The following is a 14,834-nucleotide window of genomic DNA, read 5'->3' as shown; positions in this document are numbered from 1 at the left end:
GTATGATGTCCGCGAACCCCCAGTAAGAAGCCGCGGCATGGCAAAGGCAAACCCCCTTCAGGAACAGCTGCTCAAGGCAGGCCTGGTCAAAAAGTCCAAGGTGGCCGAGGTGGCGCGCGAGCAGAACAAAGCGCGGCATGCCAAGGGGCCGTCCGGGCCCAGCGAGGCCCAGCTGGAAGCGGAGCGGGCGCGGGCCGAAAAGGCCGAGCGGGACCGCGCGCTGGCGGCGGAGCGCAAGGCGCAGGCGCGTGTCGCCGAACTGCGCGCGCAGGCGCGACAGATCATCGAGGACAGGAAGGTGCCGCGCTCGGGCGAGAGCGAGTACCGCTTCACGGCAGGCGGGGTCATTCGCACCCTGCTGGTCAACGAGGACCTGCGCAAGAAGCTGTCCGCCGGCGTACTCGTGATCGCCTGCCTGGACGAGCGCTACGAATTGCTGCCGCGCGCAGCAGCGGACAAGGTCCGCGAACGCGACGCCAGCATGATCGTGCTGGATCATGGGCTGGCCACCGATGCCGGTCCTAGCGCGACGACCGCCGAAGACGATGCGTATTACGCGCAGTTCCAGGTGCCCGACGATCTGGTTTGGTAACCGGCGCCTAGAAGCCCGGGAGTTATCGGGAGTCAGTGATATAGCCGCGGGTGCCCTGCGCTGAGGCCGGGGCCGACAGGCCAGCGTGTGGCCCTGGCCGAGCAACGTCGCCGCGCGTCGGGAAGGGGATGGGCCGTCAACGTCGCTGCCCTCCGCAGGGCTATGCTGCCTGCGCACCACGAGCAGCACAGACCGCAGCTCCCTATCACCCAGCTCAAGGATGAAGCCATGAACGACACTCAGGATGGCCGGGCCACGCAGCAAGGCGTGCCCGCCGACAAAGCGGCCTATCTGGCCGAAGCCACCGCACTGTTCAAACAGATCCTGCCGTTATGGGACTCGGCCGGCAATGTCTGGCGCACCGCCTGCGCGTTCGACAGCCTGCTCGATTACTTCGTGGTCAGCGGCACCGACGGCACGAACTACGCCAATGACGCGTTGACCGCGTTGGATCCGACCCGGAAAGGCAATTGGTGGGACGATTTCGGTTGGATCGGCATCGCGGCCTTGCGCGCGGCCGAGTCGGACTTCGCGACCCAGCACCGCTACGACTTCCTCAAGATCGCGATCAACTCCTGGTGCTACATGTACGGCGCGGGCTGGTCGACGGCGTCGGGTCCGCAGGGGATTTATCCCTACCTCGACCCGCCGGGTTGGGCGAGCTTCGCCAGTACCCACACCAAGAACACGGGCGCGCCCAATTGCTGGCTCTACATCAACCAGACCTGGCCGGGCGTGACACCGGACATGCAGGCCCAGCTGCGTCCACGCTATTCGCCCGGCGGCATCTGGAACTCGCCGTTCACCGCCACCGAGCATCCCCTTCCGTCGGCCGAGTACAACAGCGGCGGCGGCGACGTCCTCAATCCGATTCAGAACACCGTCACCAACGCGGTCTATGCGCTGCTGAGCCTGCGCTTGTCGCAGGCCGCGAAGCGGTCGGATTTCGCGCCGTACTTCACCGGTGTGAGCTTCAATCTCGCGGCCTGCAATCAGGCTTGGGAAAACCAGATCGCCTGGTGGCAGTTGTGGATGCTGAAGACGGCGGACCCGCTGCAGTCGTTGTTGCTGACCGGGCAGCAGGGCTCGCAGGGCGGGTCCTTGGTGCGCGAGCGCGTGTCCAGCTTCCATGCGGTGAACAACGAGATCTACTGGGATTCCTCGTACAACAAGGACATGACCTGGAGCGGCGACCAGGGCCTGCTGATCGGCGCCCTGCGCGAGGCCAATGCGATCTACAAAGCCTCGCCGCCGCCGGTGTGCGGCCTGTATCCGGATCTGATCAAAGGCTCGTTCGCCAACTACTTCCGGCCGCGCACCTATGGCTCGGTCAGCGGCAATTTCCCGTTGCCGTGGTTGGAGGTGGGCGCCGCTGACCCGTACAACGCGACGCCGCCGGGCAGCGACTACGGCGATTACCAGACCGGCGTGGGTGCTTACATGCGCTATCTGCTGCAGGCCTACCAGGCCGAGCCGGCGCTGCTGAGCGCGTACAAGCCGGCGATCATCGCCGCGGCCAATGCGCTGGTGAATCCGGCGTTCGGCGCGCCGTCGCCCGCGGGCTCTTGCGACGCGTTCACGCCGCAGGGCAGCGACAAGGCCGACCTGATGTCGGCCTACGTCAATCGCTTGGCGGTGCTGACGCTGGCGATCGCGATGAGCTGAGCGTCCGCAATGCGGTCGTCGGCGCCGCGAGGCGTCGGCGGCCGATGGTGTCGATCGAGGATTCGATGGGCGACGCGCGCGCCGCGTCGACCGCCGGCGGCGGCCTCACACCGGCAAAGCGGTGGTCTTCTTGACCGTGCGCAGCGCCAGCGTCGATTGCACGCGCACCACGCCGGGCAGCTGGGTCAGGATTTCGGTGTGGATGCGCTCGAAGTCGGCGGAGTCGGCGTAGGCCACGCGCACCATGTAGTCCGCGGTGCCCGCGAGCAGGCAGCACTCGGTGACTTCGGGGTGGTGCTGGATGGCCGCTTCGAACGCGTCCAGCGAGGCGCGGCCCTGCTGGTCCAGCGACACCAGCACGAAGGCGGTGCCGGGCAGGCCCACCACTTTCTCGTCCAGCAGCATCACGTAGCGCGCGATCAGGCCGCGCTCCTCCAGCAATTTGACCCGCCGCAGGCAGGCCGAGGGCGACAGGTTGATCTGCTGGGCCACGTCGGCATTGGTCAGGCGGCCGTCCTCCTGGAGCAGGCGCAGGATGGCGCGATCGCGGGCGTCCAATTTCAGTCGCATATTATTCGATGAATAGCCGGAATACTGGCGAATAATGCGGCATTGGCTGTCGCCAGGCAACGAAATTGGCGAATAAGTGCATGTTTGCTCGTCCATACTGCCTCCCCACAAGGCGCCGGACGAGCCGGGGCCAGATCAACGGCGAGAGCAGACCATGCGCATTGGCGTCCCGAAGGAAATCAAGAACCACGAGTACCGCGTAGGTCTCGTGCCCTCGTCCGTGCAAGAGCTGGTGCACCACGGCCATCAGGTGATGGTGCAGGCGGGCGCCGGTCTGGGCGCGGGTCTGTCCGATGCCGACTACGTCGCCGCCGGCGCCGTGATCGTGGACGGCGCCGACCAGATCTTCGCCGAGGCCGAAATGATCGTGAAGGTGAAGGAGCCGCTGGCCGAGGAGCGCGCCAAGCTGCGCCCGGGCCAGATCCTCTTCACCTACCTGCACCTGGCGCCCGATGCGGCGCAGACCAAGGACCTGATCGCCTCGCGCGCGATCTGCATCGCGTACGAAACGGTGACCGCGGCCAACGGCTCGCTGCCGTTGCTGACCCCGATGTCGGAAGTCGCCGGTCGCCTGGCGCCGCAGGTCGGCGCGCACGCGCTGGAGAAGGCGCAGGGCGGCCGCGGCGTGCTGCTGGGCGGCGTGCCCGGCGTGCCGGCGGCCGAAGTCGTGATCCTCGGCGGCGGCGTGTCCGGCACCCACGCGGCGACCATCGCCGTCGGCATGGGCGCCCAGGTCACCGTGGTGGACCGTTCGGCCGATGCGCTCAAGCGCCTGGCCACCCAGTTCGGCACCTCCATCTCGACCGTGTTCTCGACCCGCTCGGCCATCGAAGAGCTGGTGCGCCGCGCCGATCTGCTGATCGGTACCGTGCTGGTGCCCGGCGCCGCGGCGCCCAAGCTGGTCACCCACGACATGGTCCGCACCATGAAGCCGGGCTCGGTCATCGTCGACGTGGCCATCGATCAGGGCGGCTGCGTCGAGACCTCGCACGCCACCACCCATGCCGCGCCGACCTACGTGGTCGACGGCGTCGTCCACTACTGCGTGGCCAACATGCCCGGCGCGGTCGCCCGCACCTCGACCTTCGCGCTCAACAGCGTGACCCTGCCGTTCACTCTGGCGCTGGCCAACCACGGTTGGAAGGAAGCGCTGAAGCGCGACGTCCACCTGCGCAACGGCCTCAACGTCTCCGAAGGCCACGTGACCTGCGAGCCGGTAGCCGAGGCGCACGGCCTGCCTTACGTGAGCGCGGAAACCGCGATCGGTCTGTAAGCGGCGCAAGTCGCTTGCGTGAAAGGGGCGGCGGTGTTGCGCCGCCCCGTCCCGCGAAGGGCGCAACGTCCTTCGCTGCCGGGGCCCAGCCCCGGCGAGGCGGCATCGCGGCGCAGTGAGCCGCGATGCGCGTCCGGCGGTAGAAGATGGCTGCGCGCCGCTCCCGCCCTCTGTTCCCAGGGTCTACCTCGGCTCGTGTCGACGCACCAGCGCCGTGCACGCGGCTGCATGCGCGATGTCCGCGAGTCGGTGCACTCCGATATTGCACTCCTGAGCGCTGCCCAGTGGGTAGGGAGGCGGCGCGGCGGTCGCGTTCTCCTTATTGCGGCGGCTCGCGAGCCCAGGAGGGCGGACGTTGCCGCGGCGCATAGGGGAGGAGTGCCGGTCGATCGCCACGTTGCTCAAGCGGCGGGCCCTGCCTCGTCCCCGATCTGGCAATCAAGGACTATCCACAGGAGGTGACTCATGATCGTGCGTACGGCAATGGCAGTGGTACTGGTGGCGGGTCTGGTCGGCGCGGTGCCGGCGGCGAAAGCGGCGCCTTTGGCTCCGTCGTTCGAGGAAATCTGCCCCATCGGCACCGAGTGCGGCGGCGATGGCGAAGGCGGCGGCAGCAGCGGCGGTGGCGGAGCGGCACCGACCTACGTGCTGCAAGGCGTGATCCAGAACGAGGGCTACGAGAGCGGTCCAGCCGGTGGCAAGCGGGTCAAGATCCGCGGCTACTCGCGCTTCGCCGACGTCAACAACAACCGCGTCGATGCGGACTTCATCAGCGTGCGCTGCAACGCCTACGACGCCTTGGGCGGCTACACGACCGAGTACGACGAGGAGAGCGATGGCGCCCTGGTCGACGTGCATTTCCCGTCGAACTGGATCTACGGCGCCTATCGCAAGATCACCGTGGTCTGCGTTCACAACGCGACCAACGGCGTGAACACCTATAACGCGACCAGCACGGCGGAGTTCACCATCCCGTAAGGGGCGGGCCTGCGATCCACAATAAGGCTGCGGCGCCCGGAGCGTATCCGGGCGCCGCAACCGATCGCGGGCGGCGTCGTTGCGATCCCTCGCTCACAGCGTTCCAGGAGCGGGGGCGGGGACGCTGATAGGGTGTAGGCCCCGCCACTGCCACGCGATACCCGCATGCACATCGCACGAGCCTTCCCCGCCGCTTGCGCCGCCTTGCTGGCGCTGTCGATCAGCCTGCCGTCGCGCGCGGCCGACAAACCCGCTTCCCTGGTCGGTACCTGGCGCGTCGAGCGCATCACCGACACCGACGCCAAGACCGGCAAGGTCGTCCATCCCTATGGCGAGCATCCCAAGGGCTATATCGTCTACGATCCCACCGGCCATCTGAGCGTGCAGATCATGCGCACGCCCGCGACGCCGCCGTTCGCCTCGGGCGACGACGCCAAGGGCAGCGATGCCGAAGTGCGTGCCGCCTACGACGGCTTCGTCGCCTACTTCGGGACTTACGAGGTGGATGCCAAGAAGGGCGTCGTCGTGCATCGGGTGGAGGGCAGCCTGATGCCCAGCTACACCGGCACCGACCAGCCGCGACCGTTCCGGGTCGAAGGGGATGTGCTCACGATCGAGGGCGACAGCGAGGGCGTGCATTTCCTGCGTCGCCTGCGGCGTGTGTCTCAATCGGTCCGATAAGATCGATTCGGTCAATCCGCCGGGGAGCGCGAGTGCAACAGGAAAAGGGATTCTCCAAGTACTTCGATTACGTATCGAACTTCGTCCATCTCGAGATCAACCTTCGTTCGGAGAGCGAATGCGGTCAGTACCATGAAAGATGGATGCGCACCTACGGCGCCGCCATGGCCGCGTGGACCGATTACGACGCCGCGGTCTGGTGCGTTCGGGTCAGGCAATCGTTGAAGCTGTGCTTCAGCGCCACTTACTTCGCTTTGGTGGCGAATCAGACTCGCGAGCAGGGATCGCTCGCGGCCAGCTACTACATGGCCTATTACGCGTCCATGCATGCCATGTGGGCGGTCATGTACCTGCATCCCCACGAGTCGGTCGACAAAATCACCGACATCACGCATTCGAAGATGGCCAACGCCTTCTATGCGGGGTTCTCGCAGGCGAATACCGCGATCATCCGGATGAATTCGAAGGAGCTGGTGGAGGATCTGCGTTTCCTGCGCGAGTACTACTCCTATCGAATGCCGCTGAATCCGCCGTTCGGTAAGGAAGAGGCGTTTTCGAACGCTCACGTCTCACTGGGCGGTTTCGTCAAGCAATGCATTCAGTTGGCGAACCTTCATTCGCACCTGATTCATAAGGCGGCCAGGAAGGCGGATGTATCCAGCGCGGTCGTTCCCGCCGACCGCTGGTCGGACTTCCAGAACGATTTCTTCCGAATCAATGGCAAGGAACACAAGTCGCGCGGGTTGCGTTTGCTCGATCCGGCCGACAGGTACGCACAGGCGGAATTGCTGAATACAGGGGGCGATCTGCTTCCCATCTCCATTCAGTACGATCACATGTTCGACGAGTACATGACCTATGCCCGAGAGGACGCGTCCGAGGAACTCCTGAAGCAGGTTAGGTCGCTGGTGTATCGCGCGCTGTTCTAGGGCATGAGCCCGGTTCGCGCACTAGTGCGGATCGGCTAGCGCAACTCCCCGGTTCGCGGCATCCGCTGGAGCTCTTCGATCACCTTCCTGGGCGCGCGCAGCCTGATCTGCACGGGAAAGGACTCCTGCACGACCACGTCCTTCACCGCGCCGCTCTTCTCCAGTTCCATCACCCGGGCCAATACGGGGTCCGGGGACTGGGCGCTGCCGACGATCAGCGCGCTCTCGTAGGGCGCCTGATCCGCTGCCTGCGGCTTGTCGCCGGGATTGCAACTGGCCGACACCATCATCGCCAGGATGAATGCGATTCTCATGCTTGCCGCCTTGCGTGTTGGGGTTTAGGGGCTGGAACGTGGCGCGCCATACCGCGGCGCGCCACGTGGCTGTTGCGGTACCTCGATACCCGTTGCCAGGTTAGGGGTAGGTGGCGATCCAGTTCTGCAGCTGGTTGTAGACGGTGCTGGTCAACCGCGTGCCGCAGTTCTGCGTGGGCGAGCCCGTGGTGTGGATGCCGCGCACGTTGACGCCGCTGTCGCTGGCGATGCCGCTGCCGCTGTTACCGCCGAAGGTGTCGATGGTGTAGCACAGGCGGTAGGAACCGCTGGTCGAAACCGTCCCGGAGTGCGTCCACATCGTGCCCAGCGGCTTGTCGCCCGGATAGCCGCTGATGGTGTGGGTGCCGCCCGAGTACACGCCCCAACCGGAGTTGCCGCCGTGCGGGGCCGAGCTGAGCACGATCAGCGCGTAGTCGTAGTTGCTGTCGGCACTGTTGTGCCAGGCCGTCGTGGTGACGGCGCGGGCCCAGCTGGTGGTGCCCCAGGGCTGGTAGCTGCCGTTCTGGGCGGTGGTGAAGTTCAGGTCGGAGTACCAGGTGCCGGCGCCGTTGGACACGCAGTGGCCCGCGGTCAGCACGTGCTTAGGCGTGATCAGGGTGCCGGTGCAGCCGATCGCGATACGGCCGATATGCCAGTACGGCGAAGCGACGGTGTTGGTGACCTGCACGCGATTGTCCGGGCCGATGACGACGGTGGGCCCGACCATGGCGCTACCGAAGCGCAGCGGCAGCTTGGGCGGGGTATTCATGCTGGTGGAGGTGCGGCCGATCATTTCCAGATCGCTGATGGCCTGCTCGAAGATGGCCACGTCTTCCGGATCCATTCTGGATTCGTACTGATCGCCGTTGCGGGTGACCATGATGGTGCTCAGGCCGGCCGCCTTCTGGCCGGGCGTCTGCTGGCGGGCGTCGGTGACGATGCCCATCTCCGGCAACGCACGCGTCACCAGGTTGCCGCCGTGGATGAACCGGGCTTTCTCGTTCAACTTCCGGAATGAAGGTTCCTTGGCTTGCGCCGTCTCCATCGCCGGGACCGAAATCAACAGCACCAAACTCAGCGCGACTAGCGTTTTCATAACAAGCTCCGTTTGTGGTGGGGTAGTCCTTTAACGGGTAGCCGAGAAAGCGCGTCCTGCAATCTCTCGACCCGAGCCGTTCGGGCAGTGGCCCGATTCGGCTCCGACGAAACGGGCGCGGGGCGGTCCGTTTCGCCGACACGGCCTTCCATGGCCGCGCGCACAGCGCGTCTCGCGACGCTCTGTCGGTTCTGACGTTTGGCGCGGCATTCCATCAGGCATGCGCGCGCTCGCGGCGTACCGAATGCCGCGGCTGCGGTGGTCGCTCAGTAGGGCGAGCGCGGTCGGTTCGATTAGGCGCGCGCGGTCACGGCGCGCTGCGGAGGCGGCCTTGGTTCGTAAAGGACGAGTCCAACGGAGAGACGGTGGGCCGCGGAAAATATCCAGCACGCGCCTGCGTTGATGCGCATAGCGACCTCCATGTCCACACGGAAAACCGATCGATGATCCGCCCGCTGTGCCTGGGCGGTGAGAAACTCCATTTCTTGCGCGACTTAATTACGCTCTAAAGTGTTTTTTCGTCGTGATGCTACTCACAAATGTTCAAACACGAAGCGTGTGGTCGCAGTAGGCATCGCGTAGAGCGCATCAAGGGTTTGTCGGCGTGTCTGCTCGACGCGAATACTTTTAATTTTCTTGAAGGTCCATTGTCATGATCCTCATGTCGCCGGGATCAACGAAGGTCCGGTTCGTTGCCTGGACAGGATCGTAGCGACTGTCGGCAGAAGGGGCTTCCAGGGGTGGTCGCGGCCGCCGCACCAGGCCGAACCGGCGAGCGCAAGGTGGGCACGTTACTCATGCCATGTTTCTCTGCGCAGCGCGCTTCGCTAGCATCGGCAACCATGCTCGCATCGTATCTGCTGTTCTTTTTCGCCGGCCTGGGCGCCTTTAATGGCCTGGCGCTGTCGCTGTATTTGCTGTGGCGACGGCCGGCGACGCCGGCGCAGCGATGGCTGGCGGTGCTGGTGCTGATGCTCAGCATTCGCACCGGCAAGTCCGTGCTGTTCTACTTCTGGCCCGAGATCTCCAAGCTGGTCCTGCAGGTCGGTCTGACCGCCTGCTTTCTGATCGGTCCGAGTTTGGTCGGGCTGGTGCGCGCCTGGGCCGATCCGCAAGGTTTACGCACCCGCAGGGATCGGGTGATCGGTATGGGACTGCTCGCGCTCGCGATCGGGTTTGGCCTGGCCTTCCCGTATGCCGACCATGTGGGCTTGTGGGGCTCGGTGTGGCGCTGGACCCAATTCGGCTGGCTGGCCTGCCTGTTGGCCGCCGGCGGACTGTTCGTGCGCGCCACGCGGCAGCCGGACCGCCATGTCGCCGGCGACGGCTTGAACCGTGCCCATATCGCGGCGGTGGTCGCGGGCGTGGCGGTGATCTGGCTGGCCTATTTCACCACCGGGCTGACTTCGTACATCGTAGGCGCGCTGTCGTTCTCGCTGGTGCTGTATCTGAACCTGATCGTGGCTCTGGCCCAGCGCGGCAAGCGTCGCGCCGCGCCGCCCTATCAGGACCGCAAGATCGCGGCTGGCGAAGCCGAAGCGGCCTTGCAGGCCCTGCACAAGCTGATGGCCGAGGAACGCTTGTACGAGGACGCCAGCCTGAGCCTGGTCCGGCTGGCGCGGCGACTCAACATGACCCCGGCGCGTTTGTCGCAGCTGCTGAACGACAATCACAAGATCGCCTTCAGGCCGTACCTGCTGCAGCTGAGGGTCGAGGCCGCCAAAGAACGCTTGAGCGCGACCGATCTGGTGTCGATGGAGCAGGTGGCCGAGGCCTCCGGCTTTCTGTCCATGTCCACGTTCTACACCGGCTTCAAGAAGGTCGAGGGCACGACACCGGCCGCCTGGCGGCAGGCGCGGCTGGCGAACGCCGGCTCTTGAAACGCGTTTCCGGAGTCCGGAAGCGCGTTGCAAAATATTGTTTAGAAAGGGAAACAAGCAGCATGTCGGGATTCCCTCACTAGGAGTCCATCGTGCCAGCGCTTCCCTCTTTGCCGACCGTCGTCGGCACCGTGTCCTTACGCGGCGTGTTCGTCCGACTGCTGCGCAGCGCCCTGCTCTTGCTGTTGGTGAGCGGCTGGGCGCAGGCCGCGCCCCTGGCCGATGACCGTCAGGTCGCCGCCGTGATCCAGGACTACCTGCAGGGCAGTTCCTACAACCGGCCGGAGCAGCTACGGCGCGCGTTCCATCCCGATGCCCGTCTGTACCTGAGCCAGGGCGAGAGCGGCATGCGCGAGGTGGGGGTCGAGGAGTATGTCGGCGGGTTCAACAAGAATCCGGGGCAGTTCAACGGCCGCTACGGTCGCCTGATCAGCGTGCAGGTGGACGGCAACATCGCGACCGCGAAGGCGGAGATCCTGATCGGCAAGGATCAGGCGCGCTACGTCGACCTGTTCCTGCTGAGGAAGCTCGGCGACGAATGGCGGGTCATCAGCAAGACGGCGGCGCGCCGCCAGGCGCCGGCGCATGGCCGCCAGGTGCTGCTGGTGGTATCCAATGCCGACACGATGCCTGGTACCAGCCTCAGCGCCGGCAACAGCTTCGCGGAGCTGACCCACGCCTATACCGCGTTCCGCGAGGCCGGCTATGGCGTGCAGTTCGTCAGCCCCGAGGGCGGGGCGGTCCCGCTGGCCTACATCGACACCCGCGATCGGGATCAAAAGGCCAAGGTCTACGACGGCGATTTCATGTGGGCCCTGGCCAATACGCGCCGGCCCGAGGAGGTGAACGCCGCCGACTATGCCGCGCTGATGTACATCGGCGGCAGCGCCGCGATGTATGGCGTCGCCGACCATCTCGGCCTCCAAGCCCTGGCGGCCCGCCTCTATGAGCAGCAGGGCGGCGTCGTCTCCGCGGTGTGCCACGGCAGCGCCGGCCTGGCGAATCTGACGCTGTCCGATGGCTCGCCGCTGGTCAGCGGAAAGCGCGTCACCGGTTATCCCGACGCGTTCGAAGACAAGAACGCGCCGTACTACAAGACCTTGCCGTTCTCGATCGAGCAGCGTTTGCGGGAGCGCAAGGGCATGTTCAGCCACGGCGCCCGCAACAGCTCGCACGTGGAAGTCGATGGCCGGCTTATCACCGGCATGAATTGGCAGTCCACGCGCGATGTCGTCGCGGCCGTGGTCCGGCAGTTGCAAGGCGACAGCGGCGCAAGCCCGGCGGGAGCGACGGAGAAGCGCTGAGGGCTTCGAGCTGGCGCTTGCAGCGGTTCGGGTAAGCGGCAGGCGCCAGGCTCAGTGCAAGCAGGACACCTGCTCGGCCACGATCCGCCGCAACTTCTCCGGGTTGCGCTGCACATACACCCGCAGGATCCGTTCGCCGTCGGTGTCGTAGGACTGGGCCGACTCCAGCTGGTCGCCGAAGTAGCGCAACACGCCCACGCGGCCGTTGATGGTGGCCAGTTCCAGGCGCAGTTCGTGCTTGCGGCGCAGGGTGCAGGCGAACAGCAGCTGGGCGATGCGATCGCCGCCGACCATGGGCTTGGGCAGGGCGGTGACGATGCCGCCGCCGTCGCCGACCAGGACCGCGGACTCGGCCATCATCGTTTTCATGGCGCCGAAGTCGGCGTTGGTCCAGGCCTCGGTGAAGCGGCGCATCAGGTGGCGGTGGGCGTCGGCGGACACCAGGTAGCGCGGTCGTTCCTCGCGCAGTTGGCTCTTGGCGCGGTGCACGATCTGGCGGCAGGCGGCTTCGCTCTTGTCCAGGGTGCTGGCGATGTCGCTGTAGTCGGCGTCGAAGACCTCGCGCAGCAGGAAGGCGGCACGGGCTTCGGGGGCGAGGCGTTCGAGCACGGTCAGGAAGGCGATGGACAGGTCGCTGGAGGCTTCCTGCAGCTCTTCGGGCGTGGCCGGGCTTTCAGTGAGGATGGGTTCGGGCAGCCAGATGCCGACGTAGTGTTCGCGCCGGCTTTGCACGCGACGCAGGCGGTCGATGGAGCGGCGGGTGGTGGCGATCACCAGCCAGGCTTCGGGGTCGGCGACCTGCTCGGGGTCGGCTTCGTTCCAGCCCAGCCAGACGTCCTGGACCACGTCCTCGGCCTCGGCCAGCGAGCCGAGCATGCGATAGGCCACGCCGAGCAGGCGGGGCTGGAGCTGAGTAAAGGTGTGGGTTGCGCCTTCCATAGAACCAAGGTCGCACGAGGAGGCCCGATTGTGACGGATCCAACGTCGGGCCGGCGCAAAGCCGGCCTGACGCAGCGCGGGCTCAGGGCGCGGGGATCAGTGCGGGCTTGTCGATGTCCTTGAGCAGCACCACCACGAACTTCGCCGGCTTGTCGCGGCTGGCGTTGCGGCCGACGGTGTGCAGGTCGTTGGGGCCTTCGTAGAAGCTCTGCCCGGGCGTCAGCGTGACCTCCTTGCCGCCGGCCACGCCCATCACGATCGAGCCTTCGATCACATAGACGAAGGCGTGCGCATCGTGGCGATGGACCGGGTCGGCGCCGCCGGGCGGGTATTCGACGGCGAGCATCAGCGCTTCCTTGCCCGGGTAGTCGCGCAGGGCCTGGGTCATGACCGGCGTGACGGTGGGAGGCGGTGCCTCGCTGCCGGTCTGGCCATGCGCCGCGACCGCGCCCGTCCACAGCAGGGCGAGCAGGCTCAGGGAAGAATGAATTCGCATGAGGGACTCCTGTGTTGCGTGGGGTGGGCTGGGCGCGCGCGGCGCCCAGCGGCCGGCCTCAGGACAGCTGAGCCTTGTCCAGGCCGAAGGCTTGGTCGGCGCTGCCCGGTACGGTGCGGAAGCCGACGTTGACGCGGTTCCAGGCGTTGATGGCCATGATTTCGAAGGTCAGGTCGGAGATTTCCTTTTCCGACAGCTGGCCGCGCACGCGCTCGTAGAGGTCGTCGGGCACGCCCAGCGGCGACAGCTGGGTCAGCGCTTCGGTCCAGGCCAGAGCGGCGCGCTCGCGCGGGATGAACAGCTGCGACTCGCGCCACGAGGCGACGTGATACAGGCGCAGCGGGCGTTCGCCGTGGATGGTGGCTTCCTTGACGTGCATGTCCAGGCAGAAGGCGCAGCCGTTGAGCTGGGAGGCGCGGATGCGGATCAGGTCGCGGGTCGACTGCTCGATCGACGACTTTTGGCTGAGCAGGCTGAATTCGACGAGCTTCTTGAACAGCTCGGGGGACTGCTGCTGGTAATCGACGCGTTGACTCATGGCGCAAGCTCCATTCGGTGAGGGGCCCGGCGGGCGGGGGCCCGACCGGTTGGCGGCCAATCTAGGCAGCGCCGGAGCGGCCCGGTAGGTCGCCGCACGGACGCGCGGTGTTGAGCGCGGCGCACCAATGCGGCGGCGCTGTAACAAAACGCCTCGCTGCTGCGTCCTTGTCGTATGAGCTACCCCAAGGACCACCTCGAAACCGCTTCCGCGGCCGCGAACGCGGACCGTGTCTGGTCCGAATTCATGGCCACGCTGAACCTGCTGGCGCCGGAGGTGCGGGCCGCGTTCCTGCTGCATGAGGTGTTCGAGGCCGGCTACGACGACATCGCCCGGCTGATCGGCCAGCCGGCGCAGGTCTGCCGCGGCCATGTGGAGTACGCACGAGCGCATGCGCAGGTCCGCATGCATGCACTGAGTCCGAAAGCGAAGGCCATGTCGCGATGAGCGCCAACCTGTCAGACCCCCAGGAACGCCAGCTCCCGCTGGAATCCAGCTTCTCCGCCAGCTATGCCGGCGTGATGGCCTTCATCGCGGTGGCCACCGAGGGCAGCTTCGCGCGCGCCGCCGACCGCCTGGGCGTCGGCCGATCGGCGGTGAGCCGCAGCGTGCAGAAGCTGGAGGGCCAGTTGGGCGCGCGCCTGTTCTCGCGCACCACGCGTTCCACCTCGCTGACCAGCGAGGGCGAACGGTTCTTCGAGAACTGCCGCCCCGGCGTGGAGCGCATCGAGCAGGCCTTGGAGGACATGCGCGATCTGCGCGAGGGGCCGCCGCGCGGGCAGCTGCGGGTCGCGGCCACGCACGGCTTCGGGCGCAAGGTGCTGGCGCCGCTGATGCGCGAGTTCCGGCTGCGCTACCCCGACATCGCGATCGAGCTGCTCCTGGACGAGCGCGAGGCCGATCTGGCCGTGGATCGCGTCGACGTCGCCTTCCGCGACGGCCGCCTGGACGATAGTCAGGTGATCGCCAAGCAACTGGTGCCCATGCAGATGTTCGTCTGCGCCTCGCCCGAGTACGTGCGGCGCCATGGCCTGCCCGCCGCGGTCGCCGACCTGGACATGCATGCCTGCATCAATCGGCGCCTGCCCAACGGGCGCCTGCGCAGCTGGGACTTCAAAGTCGAGGGCCGCGCGCACAGTCTTATGCCGAGCAGCGATCTGGTGTTCAACGACGACGACCTGATCCTGCAGGCGGTGCTGGACGGGCAGGGCCTGGCGCAGATGCCGGGCTTCCAGGTCTGCGAGGCTTTGCGCCAGGGCCGCTTGCTGTTCGCGCTGGCCCAGTACGCGCCCGACGATCGCGGGCACTACCTGTGCTACCTGAGCCGGCGCCAGCTGCCCAAGCGCATCCGCGCCTTCATCGACTTCGTCACCGTGCAGGTACGCGCGCTGAATCTGGATTGCGCGCAGCACATGAGCCGCCTGCTGGCCGTGCCGCCGGCGCGCGCCGACCTGGCCGCGCTGCACGACGACGAGGTCGAGGCCGCCTGATTGGTGCGTGCCGGGAAACACCGTGCAGCCGGCCGCAGGGCTACTGCGGCCGGCGCGCGGCTCCTAGCATCGTTGCGCACTCGCCGGTG

16 protein-coding genes are annotated in these 14,834 nt (G+C 66.5%); 10 read left to right on the top strand and 6 right to left on the bottom strand.

Annotated features, from left to right (window positions below; translation table 11 throughout):
• Positions 1-37: 37 nt before the first annotated feature.
• Both BMZ45_RS06235 and BMZ45_RS06230 read left to right on the top strand, forming a co-directional pair.
• Entirely contained in the window at positions 38-592 is a 555-nt protein-coding gene (locus tag BMZ45_RS06235; RefSeq protein ID WP_091633704.1) for a DUF2058 domain-containing protein, read from the top strand.
• A 228-nt stretch (positions 593-820) separates the two neighbouring features.
• Positions 821-2,257 (top strand): hypothetical protein, encoded by a 1,437-nt coding sequence (locus BMZ45_RS06230; RefSeq protein ID WP_091633701.1) that lies wholly within the window; start codon positions 821-823, stop codon positions 2,255-2,257.
• Positions 2,258-2,362: 105 nt separating this feature from the next.
• Here the strand turns inward: BMZ45_RS06230 and BMZ45_RS06225 are convergent, their stop codons facing one another.
• A complete protein-coding gene (locus BMZ45_RS06225) occupies positions 2,363-2,827 on the bottom strand; it encodes an Lrp/AsnC family transcriptional regulator (protein ID WP_091633699.1) in 465 nt (154 codons plus the stop codon).
• Positions 2,828-2,981: 154 nt separating this feature from the next.
• Here BMZ45_RS06225 and ald point away from each other — a divergent pair, with 154 nt between their 5' ends.
• The 4 genes from ald (at position 2,982) to BMZ45_RS06205 (ending at position 6,688) form a co-directional block, all read left to right on the top strand.
• Entirely contained in the window at positions 2,982-4,100 is a 1,119-nt protein-coding gene (gene ald, locus BMZ45_RS06220; protein ID WP_091633696.1) for an alanine dehydrogenase, read from the top strand.
• A 465-nt stretch (positions 4,101-4,565) separates the two neighbouring features.
• Positions 4,566-5,078, top strand: a complete 513-nt coding sequence (locus tag BMZ45_RS06215) for a hypothetical protein (protein WP_254776541.1) — start codon at positions 4,566-4,568, stop codon at positions 5,076-5,078.
• A gap of 165 nt (positions 5,079-5,243) precedes the next feature.
• Positions 5,244-5,759 carry a lipocalin-like domain-containing protein gene (locus BMZ45_RS06210; RefSeq protein ID WP_091633693.1) on the top strand — a complete coding sequence of 172 codons (516 nt, stop codon included), beginning with the start codon at positions 5,244-5,246 and terminating at the stop codon, positions 5,757-5,759.
• Positions 5,760-5,791: 32 nt separating this feature from the next.
• Positions 5,792-6,688 (top strand): hypothetical protein, encoded by an 897-nt coding sequence (locus tag BMZ45_RS06205; protein WP_091633690.1) that lies wholly within the window; start codon positions 5,792-5,794, stop codon positions 6,686-6,688.
• Between the two features lie 35 nt (positions 6,689-6,723).
• Here the strand turns inward: BMZ45_RS06205 and BMZ45_RS06200 are convergent, their stop codons facing one another.
• Both BMZ45_RS06200 and BMZ45_RS06195 read right to left on the bottom strand, forming a co-directional pair.
• Complete coding sequence (locus tag BMZ45_RS06200; RefSeq protein WP_091633687.1) at positions 6,724-7,002, bottom strand: hypothetical protein; 279 nt, start codon at positions 7,000-7,002, stop codon at positions 6,724-6,726.
• Between the two features lie 100 nt (positions 7,003-7,102).
• Positions 7,103-8,098, bottom strand: a complete 996-nt coding sequence (locus BMZ45_RS06195) for a trypsin-like serine peptidase (RefSeq protein ID WP_091633685.1) — start codon at positions 8,096-8,098, stop codon at positions 7,103-7,105.
• A gap of 842 nt (positions 8,099-8,940) precedes the next feature.
• Here BMZ45_RS06195 and BMZ45_RS06190 point away from each other — a divergent pair.
• Both BMZ45_RS06190 and BMZ45_RS06185 read left to right on the top strand, forming a co-directional pair.
• Positions 8,941-9,978: a helix-turn-helix domain-containing protein gene (locus BMZ45_RS06190; protein WP_175488947.1), complete on the top strand. Its 1,038-nt coding sequence runs from the start codon at positions 8,941-8,943 to the stop codon at positions 9,976-9,978.
• A 92-nt stretch (positions 9,979-10,070) separates the two neighbouring features.
• The gene (locus tag BMZ45_RS06185) at positions 10,071-11,282 is read left to right on the top strand and encodes a nuclear transport factor 2 family protein (RefSeq protein ID WP_091633680.1); all 1,212 of its coding nucleotides are present in this window, start codon (positions 10,071-10,073) and stop codon (positions 11,280-11,282) included.
• A gap of 51 nt (positions 11,283-11,333) precedes the next feature.
• Here the strand turns inward: BMZ45_RS06185 and BMZ45_RS06180 are convergent, their stop codons facing one another.
• From BMZ45_RS06180 to BMZ45_RS06170, 3 genes are all read right to left on the bottom strand, one after another.
• Positions 11,334-12,221 carry an RNA polymerase sigma-70 factor gene (locus BMZ45_RS06180; RefSeq protein ID WP_091633677.1) on the bottom strand — a complete coding sequence of 296 codons (888 nt, stop codon included), beginning with the start codon at positions 12,219-12,221 and terminating at the stop codon, positions 11,334-11,336.
• An 82-nt stretch (positions 12,222-12,303) separates the two neighbouring features.
• The gene (locus tag BMZ45_RS06175; protein ID WP_091633675.1) at positions 12,304-12,717 is read right to left on the bottom strand and encodes a cupin domain-containing protein; all 414 of its coding nucleotides are present in this window, start codon (positions 12,715-12,717) and stop codon (positions 12,304-12,306) included.
• 58 nt (positions 12,718-12,775) lie between these two features.
• Positions 12,776-13,255 (bottom strand): carboxymuconolactone decarboxylase family protein, encoded by a 480-nt coding sequence (locus tag BMZ45_RS06170; RefSeq protein WP_091633672.1) that lies wholly within the window; start codon positions 13,253-13,255, stop codon positions 12,776-12,778.
• A 174-nt stretch (positions 13,256-13,429) separates the two neighbouring features.
• On the opposite strand from BMZ45_RS06170, the gene BMZ45_RS06165 reads away from it, so the two are divergent.
• Positions 13,430-13,702 (top strand): sigma factor-like helix-turn-helix DNA-binding protein, encoded by a 273-nt coding sequence (locus BMZ45_RS06165; protein WP_091633670.1) that lies wholly within the window; start codon positions 13,430-13,432, stop codon positions 13,700-13,702.
• Positions 13,699-14,745 carry a LysR family transcriptional regulator gene (locus tag BMZ45_RS06160; RefSeq protein WP_091633667.1) on the top strand — a complete coding sequence of 349 codons (1,047 nt, stop codon included), beginning with the start codon at positions 13,699-13,701 and terminating at the stop codon, positions 14,743-14,745. The genes BMZ45_RS06165 and BMZ45_RS06160 overlap by 4 nt, the downstream gene beginning before the upstream one ends.
• The last annotated feature ends 89 nt before the right edge of the window (positions 14,746-14,834 follow it).

It is taken from the genome of Lysobacter sp. cf310 (assembly GCF_900114355.1).
In the GTDB taxonomy this organism is placed as follows: domain Bacteria; phylum Pseudomonadota; class Gammaproteobacteria; order Xanthomonadales; family Xanthomonadaceae; genus Lysobacter.
The sequence above is the reverse complement of the archived record's forward strand: the minus strand, read 5'-3'. Positions and strand labels throughout refer to the sequence as shown.

Excerpts from the sequence above, each read along its gene's own strand:
- BMZ45_RS06170 (WP_091633672.1), bottom strand. The coding sequence starts at position 13,255 with ATGAGTCAACGCGTCGATTACCAGCAGCAGTCCCCCGAGCTGTTCAAG.
- BMZ45_RS06165 (WP_091633670.1), top strand. The coding sequence starts at position 13,430 with ATGAGCTACCCCAAGGACCACCTCGAAACCGCTTCCGCGGCCGCGAAC.
- BMZ45_RS06160 (WP_091633667.1), top strand. The coding sequence starts at position 13,699 with ATGAGCGCCAACCTGTCAGACCCCCAGGAACGCCAGCTCCCGCTGGAA.
- BMZ45_RS06235 (WP_091633704.1), top strand. The coding sequence starts at position 38 with ATGGCAAAGGCAAACCCCCTTCAGGAACAGCTGCTCAAGGCAGGCCTG.
- BMZ45_RS06210 (WP_091633693.1), top strand. The coding sequence starts at position 5,244 with ATGCACATCGCACGAGCCTTCCCCGCCGCTTGCGCCGCCTTGCTGGCG.
- BMZ45_RS06195 (WP_091633685.1), bottom strand. The coding sequence starts at position 8,098 with ATGAAAACGCTAGTCGCGCTGAGTTTGGTGCTGTTGATTTCGGTCCCG.
- ald (WP_091633696.1), top strand. The coding sequence starts at position 2,982 with ATGCGCATTGGCGTCCCGAAGGAAATCAAGAACCACGAGTACCGCGTA.
- BMZ45_RS06225 (WP_091633699.1), bottom strand. The coding sequence starts at position 2,827 with ATGCGACTGAAATTGGACGCCCGCGATCGCGCCATCCTGCGCCTGCTC.
- BMZ45_RS06230 (WP_091633701.1), top strand. The coding sequence starts at position 821 with ATGAACGACACTCAGGATGGCCGGGCCACGCAGCAAGGCGTGCCCGCC.
- BMZ45_RS06175 (WP_091633675.1), bottom strand. The coding sequence starts at position 12,717 with ATGCGAATTCATTCTTCCCTGAGCCTGCTCGCCCTGCTGTGGACGGGC.
- BMZ45_RS06180 (WP_091633677.1), bottom strand. The coding sequence starts at position 12,221 with ATGGAAGGCGCAACCCACACCTTTACTCAGCTCCAGCCCCGCCTGCTC.
- BMZ45_RS06200 (WP_091633687.1), bottom strand. The coding sequence starts at position 7,002 with ATGAGAATCGCATTCATCCTGGCGATGATGGTGTCGGCCAGTTGCAAT.
- BMZ45_RS06215 (WP_254776541.1), top strand. The coding sequence starts at position 4,566 with ATGATCGTGCGTACGGCAATGGCAGTGGTACTGGTGGCGGGTCTGGTC.
- BMZ45_RS06190 (WP_175488947.1), top strand. The coding sequence starts at position 8,941 with ATGCTCGCATCGTATCTGCTGTTCTTTTTCGCCGGCCTGGGCGCCTTT.